26 protein-coding genes and 1 pseudogene are annotated in these 22103 nt (G+C 53.1%); 3 read left to right on the top strand and 24 right to left on the bottom strand.

Features of this window, described 5'->3' with window-relative positions:
* The first annotated feature begins 120 nt into the window (after nucleotides 1-120).
* Both L6439_RS14140 and L6439_RS14145 read left to right on the top strand, forming a co-directional pair.
* Nucleotides 121-1083 carry a helix-turn-helix transcriptional regulator gene (locus tag L6439_RS14140; RefSeq protein WP_213469316.1) on the top strand — a complete coding sequence of 321 codons (963 nt, stop codon included), beginning with the start codon at nucleotides 121-123 and terminating at the stop codon, nucleotides 1081-1083.
* 107 nt (nucleotides 1084-1190) lie between these two features.
* Nucleotides 1191-1703 carry a DUF1572 family protein gene (locus L6439_RS14145; protein ID WP_168180356.1) on the top strand — a complete coding sequence of 171 codons (513 nt, stop codon included), beginning with the start codon at nucleotides 1191-1193 and terminating at the stop codon, nucleotides 1701-1703.
* Nucleotides 1704-1807: 104 nt separating this feature from the next.
* On the opposite strand, the gene L6439_RS14150 is transcribed toward L6439_RS14145, so the two are convergent.
* From L6439_RS14150 to L6439_RS14255, 23 genes and pseudogenes are all read right to left on the bottom strand, one after another.
* Nucleotides 1808-2887, bottom strand: a complete 1080-nt coding sequence (locus L6439_RS14150; protein ID WP_213469315.1) for an undecaprenyldiphospho-muramoylpentapeptide beta-N-acetylglucosaminyltransferase — start codon at nucleotides 2885-2887, stop codon at nucleotides 1808-1810.
* A 266-nt stretch (nucleotides 2888-3153) separates the two neighbouring features.
* On the bottom strand, nucleotides 3154-4224 hold the full coding sequence (locus tag L6439_RS14155) for a sensor histidine kinase (protein WP_213469314.1): 1071 nt from the start codon (nucleotides 4222-4224) through the stop codon (nucleotides 3154-3156).
* Nucleotides 4214-4903 carry a response regulator transcription factor gene (locus L6439_RS14160; RefSeq protein ID WP_168180353.1) on the bottom strand — a complete coding sequence of 230 codons (690 nt, stop codon included), beginning with the start codon at nucleotides 4901-4903 and terminating at the stop codon, nucleotides 4214-4216. Before L6439_RS14160 ends, L6439_RS14155 begins: the two co-directional genes overlap by 11 nt.
* Entirely contained in the window at nucleotides 4875-5000 is a 126-nt protein-coding gene (locus L6439_RS29335) for a hypothetical protein (RefSeq protein WP_269155989.1), read from the bottom strand. The genes L6439_RS14160 and L6439_RS29335 overlap by 29 nt, the downstream gene beginning before the upstream one ends.
* Nucleotides 5001-5197: 197 nt before the next feature.
* Nucleotides 5198-5665, bottom strand: coding sequence for an NUDIX domain-containing protein (locus L6439_RS14165; RefSeq protein ID WP_213469313.1), 468 nt, complete (start codon nucleotides 5663-5665; stop codon nucleotides 5198-5200).
* Between the two features lie 144 nt (nucleotides 5666-5809).
* Nucleotides 5810-6860 (bottom strand): annotated as a pseudogene (gene hisC / locus L6439_RS14170) (histidinol-phosphate transaminase).
* Between the two features lie 17 nt (nucleotides 6861-6877).
* Nucleotides 6878-7189, bottom strand: a complete 312-nt coding sequence (locus tag L6439_RS14175) for a hypothetical protein (protein ID WP_213469312.1) — start codon at nucleotides 7187-7189, stop codon at nucleotides 6878-6880.
* A 396-nt stretch (nucleotides 7190-7585) separates the two neighbouring features.
* Nucleotides 7586-7873 carry a DUF5316 family protein gene (locus L6439_RS14180; protein ID WP_213469311.1) on the bottom strand — a complete coding sequence of 96 codons (288 nt, stop codon included), beginning with the start codon at nucleotides 7871-7873 and terminating at the stop codon, nucleotides 7586-7588.
* 184 nt (nucleotides 7874-8057) lie between these two features.
* Complete coding sequence (locus L6439_RS14185) at nucleotides 8058-8453, bottom strand: DUF6886 family protein (protein ID WP_331253389.1); 396 nt, start codon at nucleotides 8451-8453, stop codon at nucleotides 8058-8060.
* A gap of 34 nt (nucleotides 8454-8487) precedes the next feature.
* Nucleotides 8488-9309 carry an arylamine N-acetyltransferase gene (locus L6439_RS14190; protein ID WP_213469309.1) on the bottom strand — a complete coding sequence of 274 codons (822 nt, stop codon included), beginning with the start codon at nucleotides 9307-9309 and terminating at the stop codon, nucleotides 8488-8490.
* Nucleotides 9310-9508: 199 nt separating this feature from the next.
* Nucleotides 9509-9919, bottom strand: coding sequence for an immunity 22 family protein (locus L6439_RS14195; RefSeq protein ID WP_213469308.1), 411 nt, complete (start codon nucleotides 9917-9919; stop codon nucleotides 9509-9511).
* A 62-nt stretch (nucleotides 9920-9981) separates the two neighbouring features.
* Nucleotides 9982-11274, bottom strand: a complete 1293-nt coding sequence (murC, locus tag L6439_RS14200) for a UDP-N-acetylmuramate--L-alanine ligase (RefSeq protein ID WP_213469307.1) — start codon at nucleotides 11272-11274, stop codon at nucleotides 9982-9984.
* A gap of 88 nt (nucleotides 11275-11362) precedes the next feature.
* On the bottom strand, nucleotides 11363-11626 hold the full coding sequence (locus L6439_RS14205; protein ID WP_213469306.1) for a hypothetical protein: 264 nt from the start codon (nucleotides 11624-11626) through the stop codon (nucleotides 11363-11365).
* 93 nt (nucleotides 11627-11719) lie between these two features.
* The gene (locus L6439_RS14210) at nucleotides 11720-11863 is read right to left on the bottom strand and encodes a hypothetical protein (RefSeq protein WP_213469305.1); all 144 of its coding nucleotides are present in this window, start codon (nucleotides 11861-11863) and stop codon (nucleotides 11720-11722) included.
* 293 nt (nucleotides 11864-12156) lie between these two features.
* Nucleotides 12157-12330, bottom strand: a complete 174-nt coding sequence (locus tag L6439_RS14215) for a hypothetical protein (protein WP_213469304.1) — start codon at nucleotides 12328-12330, stop codon at nucleotides 12157-12159.
* A 142-nt stretch (nucleotides 12331-12472) separates the two neighbouring features.
* On the bottom strand, nucleotides 12473-13294 hold the full coding sequence (locus tag L6439_RS14220; protein ID WP_213469303.1) for a DUF4367 domain-containing protein: 822 nt from the start codon (nucleotides 13292-13294) through the stop codon (nucleotides 12473-12475).
* Between the two features lie 126 nt (nucleotides 13295-13420).
* Nucleotides 13421-14455 (bottom strand): hypothetical protein, encoded by a 1035-nt coding sequence (locus L6439_RS14225; protein WP_213469302.1) that lies wholly within the window; start codon nucleotides 14453-14455, stop codon nucleotides 13421-13423.
* A gap of 78 nt (nucleotides 14456-14533) precedes the next feature.
* Nucleotides 14534-14671 carry a hypothetical protein gene (locus tag L6439_RS14230; RefSeq protein ID WP_168180343.1) on the bottom strand — a complete coding sequence of 46 codons (138 nt, stop codon included), beginning with the start codon at nucleotides 14669-14671 and terminating at the stop codon, nucleotides 14534-14536.
* Nucleotides 14672-14713: 42 nt separating this feature from the next.
* Nucleotides 14714-16117, bottom strand: coding sequence for an extracellular solute-binding protein (locus L6439_RS14235; protein WP_306434354.1), 1404 nt, complete (start codon nucleotides 16115-16117; stop codon nucleotides 14714-14716).
* Nucleotides 16118-16204: 87 nt separating this feature from the next.
* Nucleotides 16205-17005: a hypothetical protein gene (locus L6439_RS14240; RefSeq protein WP_213469301.1), complete on the bottom strand. Its 801-nt coding sequence runs from the start codon at nucleotides 17003-17005 to the stop codon at nucleotides 16205-16207.
* 548 nt (nucleotides 17006-17553) lie between these two features.
* Nucleotides 17554-18609, bottom strand: a complete 1056-nt coding sequence (locus L6439_RS14245; protein WP_168180340.1) for a hypothetical protein — start codon at nucleotides 18607-18609, stop codon at nucleotides 17554-17556.
* Entirely contained in the window at nucleotides 18567-19151 is a 585-nt protein-coding gene (locus L6439_RS14250; RefSeq protein WP_213469300.1) for an RNA polymerase sigma factor, read from the bottom strand. Before L6439_RS14250 ends, L6439_RS14245 begins: the two co-directional genes overlap by 43 nt.
* 68 nt (nucleotides 19152-19219) lie before the next feature.
* Nucleotides 19220-20680: a GNAT family N-acetyltransferase gene (locus tag L6439_RS14255; RefSeq protein ID WP_213469299.1), complete on the bottom strand. Its 1461-nt coding sequence runs from the start codon at nucleotides 20678-20680 to the stop codon at nucleotides 19220-19222.
* Between the two features lie 265 nt (nucleotides 20681-20945).
* Between L6439_RS14255 and L6439_RS14260 the strand changes: the two genes are divergently transcribed.
* Entirely contained in the window at nucleotides 20946-21176 is a 231-nt protein-coding gene (locus tag L6439_RS14260) for a hypothetical protein (RefSeq protein ID WP_168180337.1), read from the top strand.
* Nucleotides 21177-21249: 73 nt separating this feature from the next.
* Here L6439_RS14260 and L6439_RS14265 read toward each other — a convergent pair whose 3' ends face one another.
* Nucleotides 21250-22029, bottom strand: coding sequence for a class I SAM-dependent methyltransferase (locus L6439_RS14265; protein ID WP_213469298.1), 780 nt, complete (start codon nucleotides 22027-22029; stop codon nucleotides 21250-21252).
* Between the last annotated feature and the right edge of the window lie 74 nt (nucleotides 22030-22103).

Raw genomic sequence — 22103 nt, forward strand, 5'->3', positions numbered from 1 at the left:
ACCCGATGCCCTCCCTATATGACATCTATTGTCATATTGGTATGATATGATGAGGATTTGATGAGCACGCTGCAAATGAACTTAGACAAAAAGAGATTCCACGGGAAAGAGGTTGATAGGATGCGGGCGGATCGGCTGTTATCCATCGTGCTGCTGCTGCAGACTCACGGCAAATTGACATCCAAGGAGCTGGCCCGGCGGCTGGAGGTATCCGAGCGGACGATTATGCGCGACATGGATGCCCTCAGCGCCGCAGGCATTCCGGTGTACGCGGATCGCGGATCGAATGGCGGCTGGATGCTGGCGGAAGGATACCGCACGACATTAACGGGGATGAAGGCGACGGAGCTTGTGTCGCTGCTGCTGATCCCCTCCTCCCTGCTCGATGATCTCGGCCTGCGGGAAGAGGGTGACAGCGCCCTGCGGAAGCTGCTTGCCTCCACGTCCGCCGAGCAGCGGCGGGATGCGGACATTGCCCGGGAGCGCCTCCATATCGACGGGGCCGGTTGGCATGAGTCGACGACGGACTCGTCGCCCTTTCTGCCTCTGCTGCAGGAAGCTGTATGGGAAGAGCGGGCGGTTCGCGTGGAATATGAGCGCGAGGATGGCGTCGTGACCCGGACGCTTCACCCGCTCGGGCTCGTGGCGAAGCGCAATGTGTGGTATGTCGTCGCCGAGACCGCCGACGCCGCGCTGCGCACGTACCGCTTGTCGCGGCTGAAGCATGCCGAGCTGCTGAAGGAGACCTTCGCGCGCCCCGCCCGCTTCGACCTCGCGTCCTACTGGGCGCAATCGACGGCCCAGTTCACCGCGAGCCTGCCGCGTTACCCGGCGCGCATTCGGGTGCGCGATGACATCCTGGCGCGCTTGTCCCAGGACCGGTACGTGCGGGTTGGCCCGATCCGGGCGGCAGGCGGCGGATGGTCCGAGGCCAAGGTCGAATTCCATACGCTGGAATCCGCCGCCGAGACGATTCTCCGCTTCGGTCCGCGGATGGAGGCGATTGAGCCGGCCGAGTTGCGCGCCGCGGTCATTGCGGAAGCGAAGGCGCTGCTGGCGCAATACGGCGAGAAGCAGGCCTAAGGCCGATTTTTCGAGCGCAGCCTGTCCCTTTTTTCTTACATTGTATAGGGGCCGTGTTATTTTACAGGTATACTGAAAGCAATTCCAATGCCGGAGGTGCATGCATTATGCCGCAAGATTCGAAGGAGAGCGTGGCTCAGCATTATTTGCGGGTCGTCATCGACAAATTCACGAGCCTGAAAGCGGACGCCGAGCGGGCAATGACTCAGCTTCGGGAGCAGGATATCCATTGGGCGATGAACGAGGACTCGAACTGCGTCGCCGTTATCGTCCAGCATATGAGCGGCAATATGATATCCCGCTGGACCGATTTCCTGACGAGCGACGGCGAGAAGCCGGATCGCAACCGCGACGATGAATTCATCGATTCGATTCGTTCCACAGAAGATCTGCTGCGGGTATGGAAGCAGGGCTGGGATGTATTTCTTCATGCGCTCCGCTCCCTGACTGCGGATGATCTGTTGGCGACGGTCACGATCCGGAACGAGCCCCATTCCGTTCTCGAAGCGATCGAGCGCCAGATGTCGCATTATTCGTATCATGTCGGCCAGATCGTCTATGTGGCGAAGCAGATTCGCTCCGAGGAATGGACTACCTTATCGATTCCCCGCAAAAAATAAGATTCCGGCACGGGGCAGGCCTGTCAGCAGCAGACCGGCCCTTCGTTCCGGACCGAATCCCGGCGTCGACCGCCTTCTGGCCTCCATTTCCCTGGCCCCCCCATCTACCGCTTGGCATATCGTTCGATCATGTCCGCCAGCTTCCATGTCGTGCCGATCGCATCGCCGGAGTGCGACTCCATCCGCCGCACGTACTCCTCCCGCTTTTCCGCGAGCATATGAATCATGCGCAGGAAGGCGTCCGACGGCACGTCCGCATCGTCCAGCACCTCGGCAAAGCCTCGGTCCGCGAACGATCGGGCGTTCAGGATTTGATCCCCGCGGCTCGAACCCTTCGGCAGCGGAATCAGCAGCATCGGCTTGCGGAGCGACAGGAATTCAAAAATCGCGTTCGATCCGGCCCTGGAGATGACGATATCGGACATCGCCATCAGATGAGGCAGCTCCTCATGGACGAATTCGAATTGCTTATAGCCCGGCAGCTGCAGAGCTTCGTCCACCTGGCCCGCGCCGCAAATATGCACGATCCGGAAGGTGGCGAGCAAAGCACGCAGGTTGGCCCGGATCGCCTCGTTGATGCTCCTGGCGCCCAAGCTGCCGCCCATGACGAGCAGGACCTTCTTGCCCGCCGGGAATCCGCAATGCCGCCGCCCGACAGCGGCATCGCCCTGCCGAAGCTCCTCGCGGACGATTGCGCCGACGTATTCCGCTTTGCCGCTGTGGATATGCTGAAGCGTCTCCGGGAATGTCGCGCAGATCCGGGTAGCGAACGGAGTGGCGATACGGTTCGCCAAGCCCGGCGTCATATCCGACTCGTGGATGACGGCCGGAACGCGCCGCATCCATCCCGCCGCTACGACCGGCACCGACACGAATCCTCCCTTGGAGAAAATGATCCGGGGCCCAATGCGCCTCAATAACGCATAGGCTTGGCCACAGCCTTTTAAGACCTTGAACGGATCCTTCACATTGTTCCAATCCGCATACCGCCTTAGCTTTCCGGTCGATATGCCGTGATAGGTCACTCCGGAGAAGGCGGACATAATCTCCCGCTCGATTCCTTCATGCGACCCGATATAGTGAATATCCCAATTCCGCTCCAGCAGCTTCGGAATCAAGGCGGCATTGACGCTTACGTGCCCTGCCGAGCCTCCTCCGGTAAGGACGATCTTATTATTTTTCATCGGCTTCCCCCATCCCGCGCTCCGTCATCCTTGCATAGCTGCGTTGCTGACTCGCTTCAGACATGCGAGCTTCTTCCGAACGCTTGAATCGGTTCAAATGTCTGGAGCTGCTGCGGATATATCAGTTAACATAATAATAATTATGATAACCACAATCCTGATCTCTAGGGATCATTTCGCATTTAATGAGGAGGTAACGCGGTTTAACATACTTGTTGTTCGCCTCATTGTAAACTGCCGCTCCCCGCAAAGGCAAATAAAACAGACTACTTCTCCGGCAGCCGCACCGTGAAGGTAAAGTGCCCATGCTCATGCCGAAGCGAAATCGTTCCCCCATGCAGCTCGACGATGTTTTTCGCGATGGACAGCCCCAGACCCGAGCCCGATTGAATCTCATTCGCCGTCCGGGAATCATCCGCCTTGTAGAAACGTTCAAACAGATGCTTCTCCTGCTCCGCGGTAATCGGCTTCCCTTCGTTCTCGATGGCTACGCTCAAGCGGCCGTTCCCGGATTGGAACGAAACATGGATATCGCCCGGCTTGATCGAAAATTTCAAGGCGTTCAGCAGCAGATTGTCGAGGGCCCGGATGATCTTCTCGCTGTCCACCTGAACCAGGGCAGTGGCCGCTCCGAGCCGCCAATGCATTCGCACCCCATACTCGTGGGCAATCGGCTCGAATTCCACGAGCATCTGTTCCAGCAGCTCGCGCAAATCGATCTGTTCCTTCTGGAGCTTCACATCGGTTGAAATCAGGCGCGTATACTCGAACAAATCGTCGATTAAATATTTCAGGTGAATGGCCTTCTTGTACGTATTGTGAATGAACCGCTCCTGCTCCTCCGTGTCTTGATACGATTTGCTCGTCAGCAGATCCAGGTACCCGATAATGCTCGTAAGCGGCGTCCGCAGATCATGGGAAATTCCCGTAATCAGCGCCATCTTCGCTTGCTCCTGCTGGCGTTCATTGGCTTGCTGCAGCATAAGGGCCTCCGCCATCGCATTAATGCTGTCCGCTACTCTGCCCAGCTCATCCTCGCGCTCCGCGGGCACCCGGTAAGTCAGATCGCCCCGAGAGATGACATGGAGCCCCTCGGCCAGCTTCATCACATATTGAACAATCGGCCGGGTGAAGTAGAAAAACAGCGCCGTGAAGAGGCCGGCAAATATAAAGATGTCAAACACGGCAAGATACGGCGCGATCGGGTAATGATTCTTAATGTGGTTAAATAAAATCATAATCAGCACGGTCAACAATAAGCTGAGCACGAACCGCCACAATATCGCGCCCCGGATACTTTTGCGGATATGGAAGAGAGTCACGAGTTTATTTATCAATTTTATAACCTACTCCCCAGACGGTCTTAATATATTGCGGGCTCCGCGGGTTCAGTTCGAGCTTCTCCCGCAGATTGCGGATATGCACCATGACCGTGTTGTCCGAATACCCCGCAGGCTCCTTCCATACGCGCTCATAGATGCGATCGGCATGGAACACTTGGCCGCGATGCTTCGCCAGCAGCTCCAGGATCGAGAATTCAATCGGTGTCAAGCTGACCGCGCGCTCCCGCACCGTAACCTCGTGATGAACCCGATCGATGACGAGATCGCCGATACGGATAATCTCCTCGTTCGGCGCCTGGGATTTTGCGTACTTCTGGCGGCGCAGCTGGGCTTTCACCCGGGCCATCAACTCCAGAGGATTGAATGGCTTCGCCACATAATCATCGGCTCCGGTCGTTAGTCCGTTGATTTTGTCGATATCCTCTACCTTGGCGGACAGCATGATGATCGGAACACTTGAAGCTTCCCTTATTTTCATACAGGTCCGAATCCCGTCCATATTCGGCATCATCACATCCAGAATAACGACGTTAATCGGTTCGCTTTTCAAGCGTTCCAGCGCTTCCGCGCCGTCGGAAGCTTCACGAACTTGATAACCTTCATTCCGCAAATATACATGGATGACATCCCGAATCTCCGAATCATCATCCACGACTAATATCGTCGCCGTCATGCCTTCCCCCATCCTTATGCTTCATGATGAACATCACGCTTCCCAATACGAATACGATCCAGACAACCTCCAGCCCATAGGACAGATCGAGTGCCATGCTTATCCTTATCCTCACTCCCCCACTATCCTTTCCCCCTTATCTTATCGCAAAAAATTGAAGTTCTCCCCGCGGAAAAACTAAAGAAATTCTAAAGATGCCTGTTAGAAGGAACTGCGTTCTTAGGGGTTCCGGCCCGGGAAATTGCCTTGCCGGATCAAAAAAGCCATCCAGCGCTTGCTTGGATGGCCAACCGTTCATTTTCGAAGCAGTATGCTCTTCTTCAGCAGCAAGTCCTCGAAGACAGGCCGCTGAACGGTACTGATCTGCGAGGTGTCGATCTGATCCAGACGCTTGAATTCCAGCGCCGCCGATTCCCCCGCCTCGTCCCGAAAGCGCAGCGTCTTGCCGTCTTCCTCCAGCATCCCTTCCAGATTCACCGCCGCGTTGAACAGGAACATGACGAACACGACTTCATTGCCGTCCGGGTATGTATAATGCATCCGTTCTCCGCTATAGATCGAGTACAGCTCATACTGCTCGACGACAAGCCCGGTCTCTTCATATACTTCCCGAATCATGGTGTCCTCGATCGCTTCTCCCGGCTCCATGCCGCCTCCAGGCAGCCCCCAGTTGCCGTAATCCGATCGTTTCTGCAGCAGCACTCTGCCGGCACGATCGCGGATGATCGCTCCCGCGGTCACGATGATTTTGCTTTTTGTCACATTTTCCACCCTTTATCTTTTTATATTTTGGCGTTGCGGAGCCATCCGGCGCCGCTGCGAAGGACGCCGCAAGCGTTGTACCCTGCCGGCATCAAGCCGCTCATAGAAATATTAATTAATCACATTTATGATTAATATCATTAATTATATCACACCGCCTATTTTCCGCACCGCGTCGATAAATTGCTTCATTTCTTCATCCGTTCCGATTGATACTCTCAAGTAGTTGTCGATTCTGGGTTGAGCGAAGTACCGGACTAATATGCCATGCTCGCGCAGTTCCTCGAACAGCCGCTTCGCCGGACGGGATGGGTCATCATGACGAAGTTCGCCTTCGATTCGATTGCGGAGCACCCCAGCTCTTCGAGCTGCCTGACCGTCCATTCCCGCGTCCAGATGACGTTCCGGCAAGTCTCCTGGAAGTAGTCCTCATCTTCCAGCGCCGCCGTCGCGCCAGCCGATCCAGCGTATAGGAGTTGAACGAATTTTTGACGCGCTCCAAGCCTTCTGTCAACTCCTCCTGCCCGAGAGCCATGCCTATACGAAGCCCGGCGAGCGATCGCGACTTGGACAGCGTCTGGATGACAAGCAGGTTCGGATAGTCATCGATGAGCTTCACGGCCGATTCCCCGCCAAAGTCAATGTAAGCTTCATCGAGAATGACGACGTGATCCGCATGCTTCTCCAGCAGCGGGCGGAAGGCATCGACCGGAACGTATTTCCCTGTCGGCGCGTTCGGATTCGGGACGACGACTCCCGCGCATTCCAGATGAAATGCATCCAGCGGCACATGAAAATCATCATCCAGGGCAACCGTCTCATACGGCAAATGATATAAATTCGCATATACTTTGTAGAAGCTGTATGTAACATCCGGGAACAGAACCGGAGCCCCCGGCGTAAAAAACGCGGCGAAGGAGAAAGCGAGTATTTCATCAGAGCCATTCCCGATGAACACTTGCCGCTCGCTTAGCCCGAACCGTCTCGCCGCGGCCTGCCTCAGCTCCTGGCCTGCCGGATCGGGATACAGGCGCAGATTCTCCTGAACCGCGTGCCGGATGGCAGCCAGCACCCGGGGAGATGGAGGATACGGATTTTCATTTGTATTCAGTTTGATATAGGTTTTATCCTTATGCTGCTCCCCAGGCACATAAGGGACAAGCCTCTTGGCCAGTTCGCTCCAATATTTGCTCATGCTCTGTTCCCTCTCCTTTACCTCCCTACCTTCTTTCCATACGTCTCTTCCTCAATAGACGAACGGAACGGATCCAGCAATGTGAGGAACTGTTCATAGAGCGCGTCCAGTTCCGGATCCCGATACAAATCCCCGGCCGCATCCCGATAGGCTTGTTCGCTTGGGAAGATCTGAATCTCTATCCACAGGCCTGGCTCATCGGAGCTGGGAGCATAATGCAGCGCATAATCGATATGCTGCCGGTATATTGCATCGGCACGCGCCATTAGCTGATGATAGGCTTGCGTCCGCGACGCATCGATGTAGTAGCGGAATATTTTGTAATACAACGTTATCCCTCCCGGATCCGCATTTTGATTCGAGATCGGCCGCATCTCAAAAAATGCCGTTCGAGCATGTTCTCTCCCTTCCCCACTTTTTCCCTGTCTTCATCATAGAATAGTAGACGCCGGTCCGCAATCCCGGATTATGCGACATTAGCAGCAGGTCGAACGGAGCAAATAGGAAAACAAAGCCAGAGAGCTTGATGCCCTCTGGCTTATCTCGCCCCTTCCTGATATCGGACCAAAGTCGCAAACCCAGAGCAGGTTTCCCGAATTGGTGTTCATTCCTTCGTTATTCTGCTGCTTCCGATTTTGCTCTTTTATGAAAGAATCCCTATCATTCTCTGCTCATAACGCCAAAAAGCCTCCATTCCCGTGAATGAAGGCCTAATAGCGAACTACCTATTTTGTTATGAAATAGACAACGGTGACCACCAAAAACGGAATCGAGCATACGAAAGCGATCCCGGACCATCGAGTGCGGGCGCGCACCTCTTCCCTCGAGCTGGAGTGAAAGTTGGCTCGCGAACGGTCCCCGCTTATAAGCACCCCGGATAGGATTGCCGCGAGAATGAGCAGGATTCCCCCAGGCCACGCATTCGCTTCCGCAGCCAGCTCCCAACCGCCCTTCGTATACGCAAGTCCCGTAATTACCAGACTGATAATACACGCCAATCCGAAATATTTCATTCCCGCATCGCTCCTCTGCCTATTGCCGCAGCCTGTAAGTCCGGCAAAATTCATCCTTTCTAGTTAATACGCAACAGAGCGGATTCGGTTCGACCTATATTTATAGAGCAGCCAGGTCAGGACAAGCAAATCGCTTCGCCATTACCTTGCAAGATTATCAGATTCATGCCGAAAAGAAGTCAAGTCACGGCTTGACGGCCTGATGGAAGCGGTGAATCCCGAAGCTCTGGAAGGAGGAACGAAGGATTAACCGCCACGGGAATGTTAGTCCGGGAGGAAATATAATACCCCGCCGTCGCATCATAGGCTCGAACAGGTCTTCCTCGAATGCATAGCGGTATATTGTACAGTCCCTGACGCGGGCGTACCATCGGCTCTCGATCGTAATTAGCGTATCGGCCAACGACTGACCGAAAAACCGTTCCCGGGCTTCCTCGCTCATGTCCGGTGCAGCCCTGACGACACTCCGGGGACAGTTCCTCGGAAAAAAATACGTAAATTGATGTTCCTCATCAATCGCCCATACGACCGGAGGAAAGCCTTCGCGATTCGGGTTCTCCCTTGGGACGAACCGCTTAATGTCCGCTTATTCGCTGAAATGGTACAGCATTGCGTCACTCCTCGCTCTTTGCCGATCCGTCTCGGTGCGCGCCTCCGTCCAGTTGGGCCCGTCTGCGCCGAAAGATGCCGCTGGCCTGCTCGTACAAAGCAAAATCCATTCCGAACTTGTCTGTAATCCAATGCTTCAGCTCATCCGGACCGAGCTCCCGCTCGATCTTCCGGTCCGGGAAATGCTGCTTCACCGTTCCGTTCGTTAATGATGTCGGAATGCCTCCGATATAACCGAATATGAGCAGTTCCCGCAGCATCGGCGACGTATTCCAATCATTCGAACGGTTGATGAACGGAACCATATCCTCCAGCTTGACGGGCTCGGGTTGTAATGTTTTCGTCGGGCCCGGCTTCCGAACGATCGTGATCCCGTCCGCTGCCACGGTATAGGTGAACGTCTCCCTGTCATCCGCGGCAACGAATGACTGATGCAGCGGATAGGCTTGAAACAGAGGCGCGCAATAGCCGAGATCGACATAGTACGGCTGATCCAGATCCACGCGCAAGCAGAGATGTCCCGGATCCATATACAGATAATGAACGCGGTAGCCCAACTGCCGCAGCAGCCAGTGGAAGCCGATCGCGATCGTCCAGCAGGTGCCGCCATACCCCTGCGTCACCATGCGATTGACATAGACATCGATAGGAGGAATGAACTGCTTCCTCGCGGCGCCTGTCTCGTAATCTATGATCTTGGTCAAATTCTCCCATCGCACCTTCCGCTGGAACCGATCGATCAGCTGGTTCAGCAGAGTCAAATCCGCCTCGCCCCGCGGCACCTCCACATAAGCCAAAAACCGCTCAACGAGCGCTGCCGCCTCCATGTTTGCTCCCCCTTCCATTTTCGATCGTCGATCACGGCTATGATCGGCGCTTCGAGTTTACAATAATCGTCCATCCGAACCTCCAATGAACAGGCGATATCCCTATTCCTCACTTCTCCTATACAATATCCCATTTTCGCCCTCCTGGCAAAAAAAGACTCTTCTCTCCCTTAGAGGGATAAAAGAGTCTGGTTACCAGCTAGCTCAGTTCATACCGGACCGAGCCAATATAATCAAAGGACAACCGTTCGTTTGCGGCATGCCGCACTAGACTGTGATACGCGAAGTTATACAGTAGAATCACCGCATTCCGCTCGTCCGGAAACGCTTCGGGATGAAGCCGCATGAACTGCGAAATCACTTCCTCCTCATAGGAACAGCCTGCCAGCAGGTCTGCCAGCACGACGCTGGGCCAATCCACGAGATACGCTTCCCGGAAATCATCGTCGAAATAAAAGAGGCGAAAATCAACGGCAGACGGGGGCTCGATGCCGTCCCTTTCCTCCGTGTATGTATACGTTAGATAACGATCCAGCTCTTGTTCCGAGTTGCACCGTCCCGCGCAGAGGGATACGATGCCGGGCTGCTCCCAGCCACCCTCTTCGTTCATGCCTCTTCTCCTTCTCTTCCCCTAGCGAACCAGGGCGGAGCTCCCTGTCCGCCCTGCCTTTCTCACAGCTCCACAAGCCGTCTCTGGTACTTCTGGATATCGCCCGCGCCCATGAAGACCAGCACCGAATCCTCATAAGAACCCAGTTGGCCGATGGAGGTCTCGGACAGAAGCTGCGCATGCGGAATCCGATCGCGCAGATGTTCAATCGATACGGTTCCTGCCCGCTCGCGCGCCGAGCCGAATATCGGGCAGAGGAAGACATCGTCCGCGGCGATCAGCGAAGCGGCGAAGTCATCGATCAACCGTTCCAGGCGGGTGAAGGTATGCGGCTGGAACACGCTGACGATGCGGCGATCCGGATATTTGCTGCGGGCCGCATCCAGCGTCGCCCGAATCTCGGACGGATGGTGCGCGTAATCGTCGATGACGATATTGCTTCTCCACCCCGATTCCGTGAAGCGCCGCTTCACCCCTCCAAAGGAAAGAAGGCGATGCCGGATCTCGCCTATATCCAGCCCGAGCACGAGACTGGCGCCAATGACAGCGAGCGTATTCAGCACGTTATGGCGCCCATAGACCGGGATCGTGAACCGTTCCAGCTTGGCCCCCTGCCAGATAACATCGAAGCTGACGCCTTCGGCATGCACGGAGATGGAATCAGCCCTCAAATCATTATGATCTCCGATGCCATAATAGAGAATGGGCTTCGCGGACTGAAGCAAGCGCACCTGCTCGTCATCTCCGCACGCGACGATCTGTTTGCCGACGGTAGAGGTCATCTCCTCGAAGGCCTGTCTCACATCGTCTACCCCCCGGAAATAATCCGGGTGATCAAAATCAATATTCGTTATTATCGCAATATCCGGCTTATAGGCCAGAAAATGCCGCTTATATTCACAGCTCTCGAAGACAAAAAATCTGGCGTCGGCCGTGCCGGACCCGGTCCCGTCTCCGATCAGGCTGCAGGTCGGCCAGGAGGAGCCGAGCGCATGCACCAGCATCCCCGTCGTGGTTGTCTTGCCGTGAGATCCGGTAATCGCGATGCTCGTATAGTCCTTCATCCAAGCCCCCAGGAAATGATGGTACCGCTGGATGGCCAATCCCAGTCTCCGGCATTGCTCCAAGCTCGAATGCCCATCATCGAAGGCATTCGATGCAATGACGATCATATCGTTCGCGAGCGGCGCCTCACCGAAAGCGTATATTGGGATATTCCTTGCTTCCAAAGGGGTCTGTGTAAAGATCGCCTCCTCGACATCTTCCCCTTGAACCCGATGTCCGAGATCATGCAGCACTTGTGCCAACGCACTCATTCCGCTTCCTTTTATCCCAATAAAATGATAGCTGCCCATTGTGACCTCCCTATAACGATTACACGCTGTTGTACAGTATATGTATTTATACAAAATATGCGCTTGCCTACGTGTGCGCATACAGACATTATACGTAATTGCGCCCCCGTTTCCAATGTATTCCCTTCATTTGCCACTTATATGCAAAAAAAGCACCGGCATAATGCCAGTGCAAGACTGTCGCAATGGTTTTGGCGAGATAGGCCGCCTTATCCACGGTGTCATTCTTCAGCTCCCTGATAGGCCATTCCGTGAGAACCAATTCCTTGTCAGACAGCCCTTGCCCGTCCAGCAGCCTCATCACCTGCGCAAGCATGTCCCGCAAATCATCCGGATTCGGAAGAGTTCCCACGAACTCCTCCACTATTTGGCGGTCCCGATGCAACGGGAGCCCCATCGGAGCGGCCAGTTCGGCGTGAAGCACCTCCTCAATAGGGTCATGCGGTTAGAAATGAAACGGTATGAAGTCCGGCAAACCCGGATTGCTGCGGCAGAACGCAAAAAATTCAGCCGCGGCGAGCGGATGGTGATGATCCGCCATGGCGCGCAGCCGCTCCGAAACGCCCTTCAAGGTCTGATTGGTTCTCAAATACATCTCCATATCATCTTCTATCGTTCCCGGCTAGAACGTCTGCAGTTCCGGTCATCCACACCACTAAATTCCCAGTATATCCCAGCACTCTAGTTATCTGCTACACCAATACTGCCGTATCTCCCGCCACTCTAGTCATCTGCTCCACCAAAGCTGCCGTATCTCCCGCCACTCTAGTCATCTGCTCCACCAAAGCTGCAAGAATGCAGCAATTTTATGGACACGAGGTTGCGAAAATACGATTACTGCAAAAATACAGCAATTACCGTGCGGCGAGGCATAAATAGCGTTCAAAATGGCGAAATAATGTAATTTTGCAGGATTTTCTCGGAATTTAGCCACTTGAGGTTAAAAATGCTGCGCCTATGCAGCAATTTCATGCGGGGACCAGCTTGCTTCATGCGCAGACTACCTTGCTTCACGCGCAGACCACCTTGCTTCACGCGCAGACTACCTTCCTTCATGCGCGGACCAGCTTGCCCTAACCTAACCTGTTCTGCCTTCCCCCGCCCCGCCCTTCTTAAGAAAAAAGACTGTCGACAGGACTTTGTCGACAGTCTGAGCACCGGCATAATGCCGGTGCCCGCAGTAATTCGTTACTCTATTTTACTTCTCTGAGCTGCTTGAGGAGGCTGAAATCAGTGATTTCGCGATCTCGATCAGTTGTTCCTTCCCGATGCCGCTCCCTTTGGTTACCATGATCTTGAAGTCGACTTTGCCGTCGGCGCTCAGCCACTCCAGGCGATCATCGCCTCCGTTCTTTGTGTCGGAATAGGTCACATAAAGCGCCTGAATTCCGTCGATTTCGATTTTCTCCTCGCTTGTTCCCTTTCCCTTCATCCGGGTCATGCCTTTGGGCATCTCCTCGTGATACTGCGCGTAGATCCCAATCGTGTTTTTTCCTTTGCTGTAGCCCACAAAGGAGTGGTTGGCCGTGTCCCAATCCATCTTCTTCAAATAGTAGGTTAGCCCTTGCTTCTCCGCCTCGGCCTTCAGCTGCTCCACGATCTCCTTATACTCCTGGCCAAACAGCATAGGGCTTACCTTGCTAACCTCACCCCGTTTAAACCGATAGCCCTCCGGCAGGGCCCCCGGCTCCGGAATGGCCGGCCCTTTATATTTGGATTGCTTCTGTGTGAATTCTTTATAGGTCTTCGCCTCATGGGTCCCCATGAAATAGGTTAGAAGACCGTCAGTGGCATCATACAAGACATACAATTCCTCCGGTTTTTTATGCTTGTACACCCAGTCGTGAACGTCCCCCAGCTTTTTGAATTTCGGCGGCTTCGCGGCGGCCGCCTCCTTCTTCTTTTCGGTCTTGGCGGACTTGGACTGCACGGCGGTTGCCGCCCCTGCCGTTCCGGTTGTCACAGCGCTTAACAACAGCATGCTAGCCATGGCGGCAGCCACGGTTTTCTTAGCTAACATCGTACCTTCTCCTTTCGGGCCTCTGCCCGTTTCATATTTTGAACTTCACCCGATATAACCCTTCTGGCCTGGCAAAAGGGACATAATACAGGATAAAACCTGCTGTCCCGAACGAGTTCAAGCGGCTTAGGGCTTGGTCACGCTCGCCTCCAGCGCTTCCATGAAGTCTTGTTTGGACAGCTTGCTCTCTTTATCGACCCCTAGCGAATAGTAGTACTTGTTCTTTTCGTCATACCACTGCGCGTCATACTTAATGCCTATTTCGTCAGAAGCCGCGGCATCCCGGAAGATGACTTCGCGGCCGTTCACCTTGATTTTCTCTACCTTCATATCAGAAGTGACGGGGGTTTCAACCCGATTGATCCCCGTTAATTTGGCGGCATGCAAGTCTAGCTTGCTTTGCCCGTCGCTATAGATGATGGTGACAGCGGTACCCGGGAACCAGGGCAGCGGCTTCGTGAATATTTTCCGGCCGTCCTTGTTTTTTTTCGCTTCCAGTTCGAATTGCTCGGCAAGTTCAGCTAGTATTTCGAAAGCGTCTACGGGCTTTTCGCCAAAATGTTGATCGGCGTGCACAAGTCCCTCCACAAAACGAATGCTGTCCGTCAGACGTTCCGGAAGCACGATCCGCGCTCGCATTTTCTCCGGCACCTGCCGAAGAAAATGATTGTAGCTTTTGAACCGTAGCGGCTCCGTAATGATTTTTACTTTGTCCAATGTATTATTTTTGTTAATCACATCATCATCAATATAATAAGCGAGAATTTCTCCCGGTCGGGCGAGATTCTCGATCTGCCGCCAATACTCCTTCATCCTCCGATAATATTCTTCTAGGGATTCATTTTTCCGGTTTTCCTCTTCTTTCTTGGGATATAACAATGTTTTAATTACTGCTCTCCCTTTTTCATTGACGATCTGAAAATAGCGGGTTGCGGCAAAGCCGGTAAGGGAGGTCAACGCCACGATAATGCCCGTCACGAGCAGGAACGTCCTGCGGGTCATCCGGCGGTTCCGGCTTCCCTTCGCGTGCCGATCTCTATGAATCCGGTATACCCGCTTCATCACCTGATCGCGCACATCGAAGGAAGAAGCGGCCGGATCCGGCTTGAAGCATTCGGCTATTTTCTTTTCAGCTTCATGGCCGCCGCGGCATTGTCGCATATCCCGCTCACCTCGCTCTCACCTATTGCCTTCTTCAGTTTCTGTCTGACACGTCCGTATCTTTTATTCACGGCTTCCTTATTTTTTCATAATAACAGCGATTTCATCGAATGTTCTCTCCTCGAATACGCGCAGCACAACCAGATTGCGCTCTTCGCCCGACAAGGACAGCCAGCCCAGAGAGAGCGGTTCGTCGAACAATTCGTCTGTCAACATCTGTTCCGCGCTCGGCGTCCGATCTTCCTGGCGAAAGAGCGCTCACTTCTTCTCGGCTTCCCGCTTCGCCTTCTCTGCCTCCCGGGCTTGCTTGAGGGCCGCTTCGCCCTCTCGCTGAATAGCCGCCGCCGCTTCCTCGGCAGACTTGCCATTCTCAACCATCGCCTTCAATTCCCTCGTTATCAAGTTCGTCATGGCGGCGTAGAAGGGATAAGGGAACCCGCCCTTCTCTCCTCCCCAGACCGATCTGCTGGTTACCTTCGGCTTGAGCATGTACAAAGGCTCCACGCTCTTCCCGTCAATTTCTTTTATGAAGTTAACCCGGGTTGACAGTTTGCCGTCTGGCGTACGAGATGCTGCCCTTGCCATTTCAGGGCCATTAACGTATTTGACGAATTCCCACGCTGCCCGCTTGTTCGGGGAATCTGCCGTGATTCCGAAAATTTCTGGCATGCTTGTATGCGGAGTCTCTTCGGGAAAAGACGGATCGATAGGCACCGTGACCATCCCCCAATCGAATGCCGACGATTCCTTATCATTGGCGAACCGATAGCGGAAAGAGGGCTCGAACCAAAAGGAGGCCATAACCATTGCGGCCTTCCCGCTGAAAAACAATTCGCCATTCTCTGGATAAGTGAGCCCCCCTTCTTCAGGTTCCAGCGGCATCGTATAAGCCGCCTTGCTTCGGATAGCGTGAGCGGTCAGATCCAGCGCTTCCTTCCAACCCTTCGTGTCGAAGGTGACCTTCTCCCCTCTGGAATCAAGTACGCGTTGGGACAGGGTCTCTGCGATTTTAAAAAGCAGATTGTGACCGGAACCTATCGCTTCGGTAAACCCATAGATTTGATTTTCACCGGATCCAATCCCCGCAAAGCGTTCGGCCAATTCAAATGTTTCTTTCCAGGTCATCCTATTGCGCGGAAGCTCTATGCCATGCTCCCGGAACAGATCGGCGTTATAGAAAATGATGGAGGGATAAAAGTAAGGGGCCAACCCGTATAGCGAGCCGCCCCCGAGATCCCGCAGCATATCCAAAAGGCCCGGCATATAGCCTTCCAATTCGAATTTCTCTTGGGAGATAATCGCCTCCATATTATAGAGCTTGCCTTCCTGCACCAATGTTTCATGGGTGAAGGGATTGGCAATAATGACATCCGGCATATGTTTCTTGACAAAATGAAGCAGTGCTTCCTGATAGGAAATGCCCTTGGCCTTCTGCTCTTCGTCTATTTCACCGGTACTTACGACTTCGAATTTGATATTGGGGTACTTTACAAGAAATTGATTCCCGTAATCGTTATAAAAGGCTTCTTCGCTGCCGTACATTATTTTTATTTTCCCGCTGCCGTCTTTGCCCAACTCCTCCAGTACAGGCTTCTGCCCCAGACAACCGCCCAGCAGAGGTATAAGAATAAGCATCACGATGGCCAGCTTTCCGCGTCTCATCAACCGTCATCCTCTTTATTTCGAGTTTCGAAATCATTTGTGTTTTCTGTATTTATCGTTATTCTTTTCCATTAAAGATGAAGCTGCCTATTTTTTCGCCTTTGCGGCAATAATCGTTTCTGCGACCGCAATCATCTCTTCTTTGCTGACGGAACCGCTTCCGAACGAAGTGATCCGGAACTTGACGGTACCGTCGCCGCTGTTCCACTCCAGACGATCGGCTCCCTTTTTCTTATCCGTATATGTCACATATGCCGCTTCGGTTCCGCCGATTTCGAGCTTTTCCCGAGTTACTCCTTTTTCAGGCAATAGGGTAACCCCTTCGGGCAGCTCTTCCATATATTCCGCAATAATCTTTAGATAGTTTTTATCCTTTTCGTAAGTCAATTCAGAGCGGTTGGACTTATCCCAATCCAACTTCTTGAAGTAATACCGTTCTTCCTTCTCTGCCGCCTCCGCTTTAAGTTGTTGCTGAATCTGTTGATACTCCTTGCTAACCATATACCGAGGATATTGAGAGTATACCGTCCCGAACTTGAACCGGTAGCCGTCCGGCAGCCCGCCTGGTTCCGGGATAGCCGGGCCCTTGTATTGAGCTTGCTTCTTCGTAAATTCTTTGTACGTTTTCAGCTTGAACATGCCTTCATAAAACATGACCAGTCCGTCGGAAGGATCATAGAGCGCCATCAATTCCTCGTCCTTTTTGTTCTTATACATCCATTCGAGCGCTTCAGACTGTGTTTTCCATCTCGCTTTCTTCTCGGCGGAAGCTTTCCTTGTCTTGTTCGTCTCGGCCGCCGCGGGAGCCGCGTAAGCCATTCCGGTCGAGAACGCGCTTAACAGCATCAGACTTGCGAGTGCGAGAGCAATGGTTTTCTTGGTCTTCATTCGCTTTTCTCCTTTCGGGCATTGCCCTTTCATATTTGGTCATTGAGTATAACCAAGCTGGGCCCGCAAAAGGGACATAAAAAGGAAAAAAGCCCGGTGACATGCATGGGATAATGGTCATTCAGTTAAATTGGCAAAATAACCTGCACATATATAAAACAATTTTCTTAGAGCCACGATTCAACGCGGAATAAATTAGCACGCATCATAATATCCTTATTTTTGAAAAAAAGGAACTTTATTATGGAGAAAGATAGCCCGATTTCGGAGGATACGGAGAGGTTGAGAATAGTTGTTATCCTGTCTTCCAATGGCATTCTCATAAAAGGCGGAAGCAGCATTTTAGGAAATAATACGCAGAGCTCACAGGGAAAAGCATAGCTTACACAGCAACCAATGCCTAGGAAATCAAAAAGCATAGGGCGAACATTATTTATGCAATGTATTCAACTTCAAATACATTCAAAAAAATACGGCATTTTATTCGAAATCATGCCGTAAAAATCCCCCTGTGAGCAACTGCATTTCCCCGTCTTGTGATGCCGGATTTAAGGCTTGGCCACTAGTGTTTCCAGCGCCTGCAGGAAGTCTTTTTTGGACAGTCCGTTTCCGTTCATTCCCAAAAGGGAATAGGAGTACTTGTTCTTTTCGTCATACCAGACCGCCATATAATCCAGGTGTTTTTTTTCTGATTTGGATTCATCATGGAGGATTACTTCGCGGCCGTTCATTTTGATTTTCTCTGCTTTTGTTTGAGCCGTCATGTACGTCTGCACCGTACCATTGCCAGATAATTTGCTGATGCCAAGCCGCAGAGTGCTTTTGCCGTCGCTATATAACACGCTGAGAGTTCCCTCTTCCCCCACGATCCAAGGCATCTTCTTCGTAAAAATTTTCTGATCGCCTTTGGCTTTTTTGGCTTCCTGCTCGAACTCCTCGGCCAACTTCATCCGATCCGCGAAGTTCTCGTGAACATCCTTGCCAAACATGAAATCGGGGTTCAGAATTCCTTCTTCAAAGACAAGGCTATCCGTCAGCCGCTCCGGAATAACCGGCCGCGTTTTCTTTTCCTCGGTTACGCGCGAGATATATTGGCCGTAATCTGTATATTTCAGCGGCTTATATGTAAATTTGGCTTTGTCCAACGTGTCCAGTGTATTGATAATGTCATCGTCAATATAATAAGCGATGATTTCCCCCGGACGCAGCTGCTCCTTCAATTTTTGAATTTGCGCCTCGTACTTCTCCAGTTGCCGGGACAGTTTATTTTGGTAGTACTGATATTTGCGGTTCCGCTTTTCCTCCGCTTCATATGACATGGTCTTAATCATGACTTTTCCTTTTTCATTGGTGATCTGAAAATATCGGGATGCGGCGAATCCGGTAAGAGAGCTCAATGCCACGATAATGCCCGCCATAGCAAGGAAAGACCTGCGAGTCATGCGGCGGCGGCCTCCGATTCTCTTGGCATGGCGCTCCTTATGTATCCGGCAGACGCGTTCCATCACCTGATCGCGCACATCGAAGGAAGATGCGGCCGGATCCGGCTTGACGCAGCTTGCTATCTTCTTCTCATCTTCATGGCCGCCGCGGAATTGACGCATGTCTCTCTCACCTCGCTTTCACCGATAACGCTCTTTAATTTCTGTCTGATCCGGCCATATCGTTTTTTTACGGCTTCCCTATTCTTGTTCATGATGATTCCGATCTCTTCGAACGACTTCTCCTCGAATACGCGCAGCACGACCAGACTGCGTTCCTCGCCCGACAAGGATAGCCAGGCCGATGCCAGCGGTTCGTCAAACAGTTCTTCCGTTATCGCCTGTTCCGCGCTTGGCGCCAAGCCTTCCTGACGGAAGAGGGACGTGATCTTGCGCTGAAGCTGGCGGCGGCGCAGCAGATTGAGACAATGATGATAGGCGATTTTATAGAGCCATGAAGAGAAACCGACCACCGGCCGGTACAGATGGATTTTCTCATAGGCCTTGACCAGCGCCTCCTGCACCGCATCCTCCGCTTCCTGACGGTTCCCGAGCAAACGGGTGCAATACAGGTAGAGCGGCTGCTGGAACCTCTCTACAATGCAGGCATATTCATGCACGTCCCCGGCCTGAACCTGAATGACCTTCTCTTCGATGCCGTCCACAAAAATAGACCCTCCTCTCTACCTTGCTATAACACGTGAGCGAAGGAAATAGGGACATATCCTGGAAATTATTTTCCCGGCTTCATTCGGTAAGAAATTAACGCTGGAGAAAGCCCGGAACCCATCTTATAAAAGCGAAGCCGGTGCAACTCCTGGAATCCGGCTTTGCGATACAATCGCAGCGCCTGCTCGTTGTCTGCCCGAACGCACAGCGTAATATTTTCGATCCGAGGGTCTTCGAACAAGTAACCAAGCCCTCGCTGGAGCAGCGCCTGCCCGATTCCTCTCCCCCGCGCCGAAGGAGCGACGGTTACGAACTCAATCCGGCCATCGCCGAACTCCGGCTCCCGCTCCACGTAAATATAACCTTGAAGGCCATCCTCGTCCTCATACATGAAGACGCGATAATCCTCGTTCATTCGTTCCAGTATCTCCGGGCCGCTCCGGTAGGTTCCAGGGAATGCGGCCTCATGCAGCCGAAGGAAGTCGCCTGAGCGAAGCGGCGATAGTTCCCGCACGGAGGGGTGCGCATGGCCGAGAAGGAGCGGCCGCGCTGCCTTGAACACCACCTCCGTGCTCTTCAACTCCGCCCCAAGCTGCAGCATCCATTGTTGGGCATTCCGGTTCATCTCATGATAAAAACCGTAAAACGTATCTACCTGATACGCCAGTCCATACTTCATTCGGTTCCATAGCTCCATCGCGCGCTGCTGCCATTCATCCTCCGGACAGTTCAGGAACGGCCCCCATATTTCCGCTGACCGTCCGCCCGCATCGATATCGAACCCAAGCGCTCCAATCAGTTCGCCTCGTTCCGTCAGTACGGCGAATGATGCATCCAGAGCGGAGAATTCATGCTCCAGCGTATGCTCCAATTCATCCGGATCCTGCCCGCAATAACCGATATGATGCTCTGGATCCCGATTCAAGCCTGCGATGAACGAAGCAAGCGTGCGCTTGTCCGGGAACGCGCGGGCGCCTTCGGCCGCGGAAGAAGCGATCGCTGCTTCATCTCCTATCCGATCCACCTGATCCCATATCATCGCAATCTCCGTATGCCGCTCTTCTCCAATCTGTATCTCTTTCGTATGCCGCGCCCTGCCGCCCATCTTCTCGTAAAAGGCAATGGCCGGATTCCCTCCGAGCACCCATAAATGCAGTGATGCGCGCCCCCGTGCTCTCATCTCGCCCGCCATCCGGCCGAACAGCTTCCTGCCCAAGCCTCTTCCCTGAACCTCCGCCAATAAATAGACGGCGTAGATTTCATAATCATACCCCATCTCCGGCTCCCGGCTGTTCCCGGCATGGAGGAAGCCAACGATCCCCTCCTCCTCCGATTCGGCGACGATGAGCATCTGATCGGGGGACAATTGCGCCAGTATGGTGTCCCACATCAACTTCCGGGGCTCTACGCGCAAGGATTGGAGATATTCTTCCGACACCAAGCCCGAGTAGGTCGTCTGCCAGCTATTCACATGGACCCGGGCGATAGCTGCCGCATCATCTGCGGAAGCGGTTCTGATTCTCATAGCGCACCGAACCTCCTGATTGTGGAATGCACTGCTACTCCAGCAGCAGAATCATTCTCCATTTTATTTAATATAATTAATAATTAGTGTCATTAACTACTTATTCCGCCGCAGTTCAGGCAACCTCGAGTTGACCCGTCGCTCCCGTTCCCAGCGCGCCAAGCGCAGCCAAGCCCTGGCAATATCCCTTAGAGCCGGGTGTAAATTCGCCGTGCCTCCCCGGCACACGCATCATAGTGTAATGAATAAAGGAGGGGAACAACCAATGGAAGCTTATTATAATTGCTTATATTGCATGAACAAAAAAGTCCGCATTCTGACAATAGACCGCAAAGAATATGTCGGGACGATAGTCAATGTGGATAGAGAGAATGTCTATTTACGGCCTGAAGCGAGAGGCGGCAAGGTCAAGACCTCCGCGTTCTACCCTTACTATTACAACAACGAAATCATTACGCTCAGCTTATTTACCCTGCTAGCCATCGCATTGCTGTAAAGAGACAAGGCCCGGCAGCATGCCGGGCCGGTTGCTTGCCCCGTGATGAGGCAGGTTGCGTGAGGTTCCGCCGTTAGAGCTTAACTGCCATAATAATATAAGATTTGGGAATTCCTTTATCGAAAGCGGCGCAAGACTGGTTCGGAAGTTCCTCCAACGACTTCACATAAAGTCCAGCCCCCGCAATCGAGGTCACGATTTCCCCCAATGTCCAGTTCCGAAGCCGCACTTTGCGGGCGGCGTCCGGAAGAGCATTTCTGTCCAAATATTTTGAATAGGCCACTTCTTTTTCGATCAACGACGTATCGAAGTAGTCTCCCGTCACTTTATGCTTCCGGATATTCGCGGTCGTTCCCCGGGAAGAGATCAGCTTCGTCGATACGGGATGCAGAATCAGCCTGCCTCCCTCGGCCAACAGGCGGGAGACCACGTCGAAGAGAGGACGCAGATCCTGAAAATAATGCAGAATCCCCTGCTCCATCAGCACAATGTCGTATGATTGCGTTAACTCGCATGCGGGCAGCTTCAGCACGTCGGCCACGATGTATTGAATGCGGACGTCCGCTTCCGCAGCCAGTTCTCTCGCATAGCGCTCGTTATCCGCGGAGAAATCCGCGATTGTGACCTCCGCCCCCAGCAAGGCGAGGGCTACCGCTTTGCTGCCGTTTGAACCAAGAAGATTGATGATCCTCTTCTGCCGTACATCCCCTGCATATTTATATAATTCTCCGATTCGCTTCGCCGGGTCCTTTTTGATCCGGGCCGCCGCTTCTTCCGGCTTGCCGAAGCGGTTGAGCCATGCTTGATACGCATGGGCATTCCATGATGCTTGATTGCCTTGTGTCGTCTCCATTCGACATCCTCCAACCTATTCCGTTCGATTTTATGCGGTTGCGGAGACAGAATTGAACAATGGAATCACCCCGT

Origin of the sequence: Paenibacillus dendritiformis (assembly GCF_021654795.1) — a bacterium.
Taxonomy (GTDB): domain Bacteria; phylum Bacillota; class Bacilli; order Paenibacillales; family Paenibacillaceae; genus Paenibacillus_B.

Coding starts and splice junctions, on each gene's coding strand:
- L6439_RS14140 (WP_213469316.1), top strand. CDS start 121: ATGCGGGCGGATCGGCTGTTATCCATCGTGCTGCTGCTGCAGACTCAC.
- L6439_RS14145 (WP_168180356.1), top strand. CDS start 1,191: ATGCCGCAAGATTCGAAGGAGAGCGTGGCTCAGCATTATTTGCGGGTC.
- L6439_RS14150 (WP_213469315.1), bottom strand. CDS start 2,887: ATGAAAAATAATAAGATCGTCCTTACCGGAGGAGGCTCGGCAGGGCAC.
- L6439_RS14160 (WP_168180353.1), bottom strand. CDS start 4,903: ATGACGGCGACGATATTAGTCGTGGATGATGATTCGGAGATTCGGGAT.
- L6439_RS29335 (WP_269155989.1), bottom strand. CDS start 5,000: ATGGCACTCGATCTGTCCTATGGGCTGGAGGTTGTCTGGATCGTATTC.
- L6439_RS14180 (WP_213469311.1), bottom strand. CDS start 7,873: ATGAAATATTTCGGATTGGCGTGTATTATCAGTCTGGTAATTACGGGA.
- L6439_RS14190 (WP_213469309.1), bottom strand. CDS start 9,309: ATGGAGGCGGCAGCGCTCGTTGAGCGGTTTTTGGCTTATGTGGAGGTG.
- L6439_RS14195 (WP_213469308.1), bottom strand. CDS start 9,919: ATGAACGAAGAGGGTGGCTGGGAGCAGCCCGGCATCGTATCCCTCTGC.
- murC (WP_213469307.1), bottom strand. CDS start 11,274: ATGGGCAGCTATCATTTTATTGGGATAAAAGGAAGCGGAATGAGTGCG.
- L6439_RS14215 (WP_213469304.1), bottom strand. CDS start 12,330: ATGAAGGAAGGTAGTCTGCGCGTGAAGCAAGGTGGTCTGCGCGTGAAG.
- L6439_RS14220 (WP_213469303.1), bottom strand. CDS start 13,294: ATGTTAGCTAAGAAAACCGTGGCTGCCGCCATGGCTAGCATGCTGTTG.
- L6439_RS14225 (WP_213469302.1), bottom strand. CDS start 14,455: ATGCGACAATGCCGCGGCGGCCATGAAGCTGAAAAGAAAATAGCCGAA.
- L6439_RS14230 (WP_168180343.1), bottom strand. CDS start 14,671: ATGTTGACAGACGAATTGTTCGACGAACCGCTCTCTCTGGGCTGGCTG.
- L6439_RS14235 (WP_306434354.1), bottom strand. CDS start 16,117: ATGAGACGCGGAAAGCTGGCCATCGTGATGCTTATTCTTATACCTCTG.
- L6439_RS14240 (WP_213469301.1), bottom strand. CDS start 17,005: ATGAAGACCAAGAAAACCATTGCTCTCGCACTCGCAAGTCTGATGCTG.
- L6439_RS14245 (WP_168180340.1), bottom strand. CDS start 18,609: ATGCGTCAATTCCGCGGCGGCCATGAAGATGAGAAGAAGATAGCAAGC.
- L6439_RS14255 (WP_213469299.1), bottom strand. CDS start 20,680: ATGAGAATCAGAACCGCTTCCGCAGATGATGCGGCAGCTATCGCCCGG.
- L6439_RS14260 (WP_168180337.1), top strand. CDS start 20,946: ATGGAAGCTTATTATAATTGCTTATATTGCATGAACAAAAAAGTCCGC.
- L6439_RS14265 (WP_213469298.1), bottom strand. CDS start 22,029: ATGGAGACGACACAAGGCAATCAAGCATCATGGAATGCCCATGCGTAT.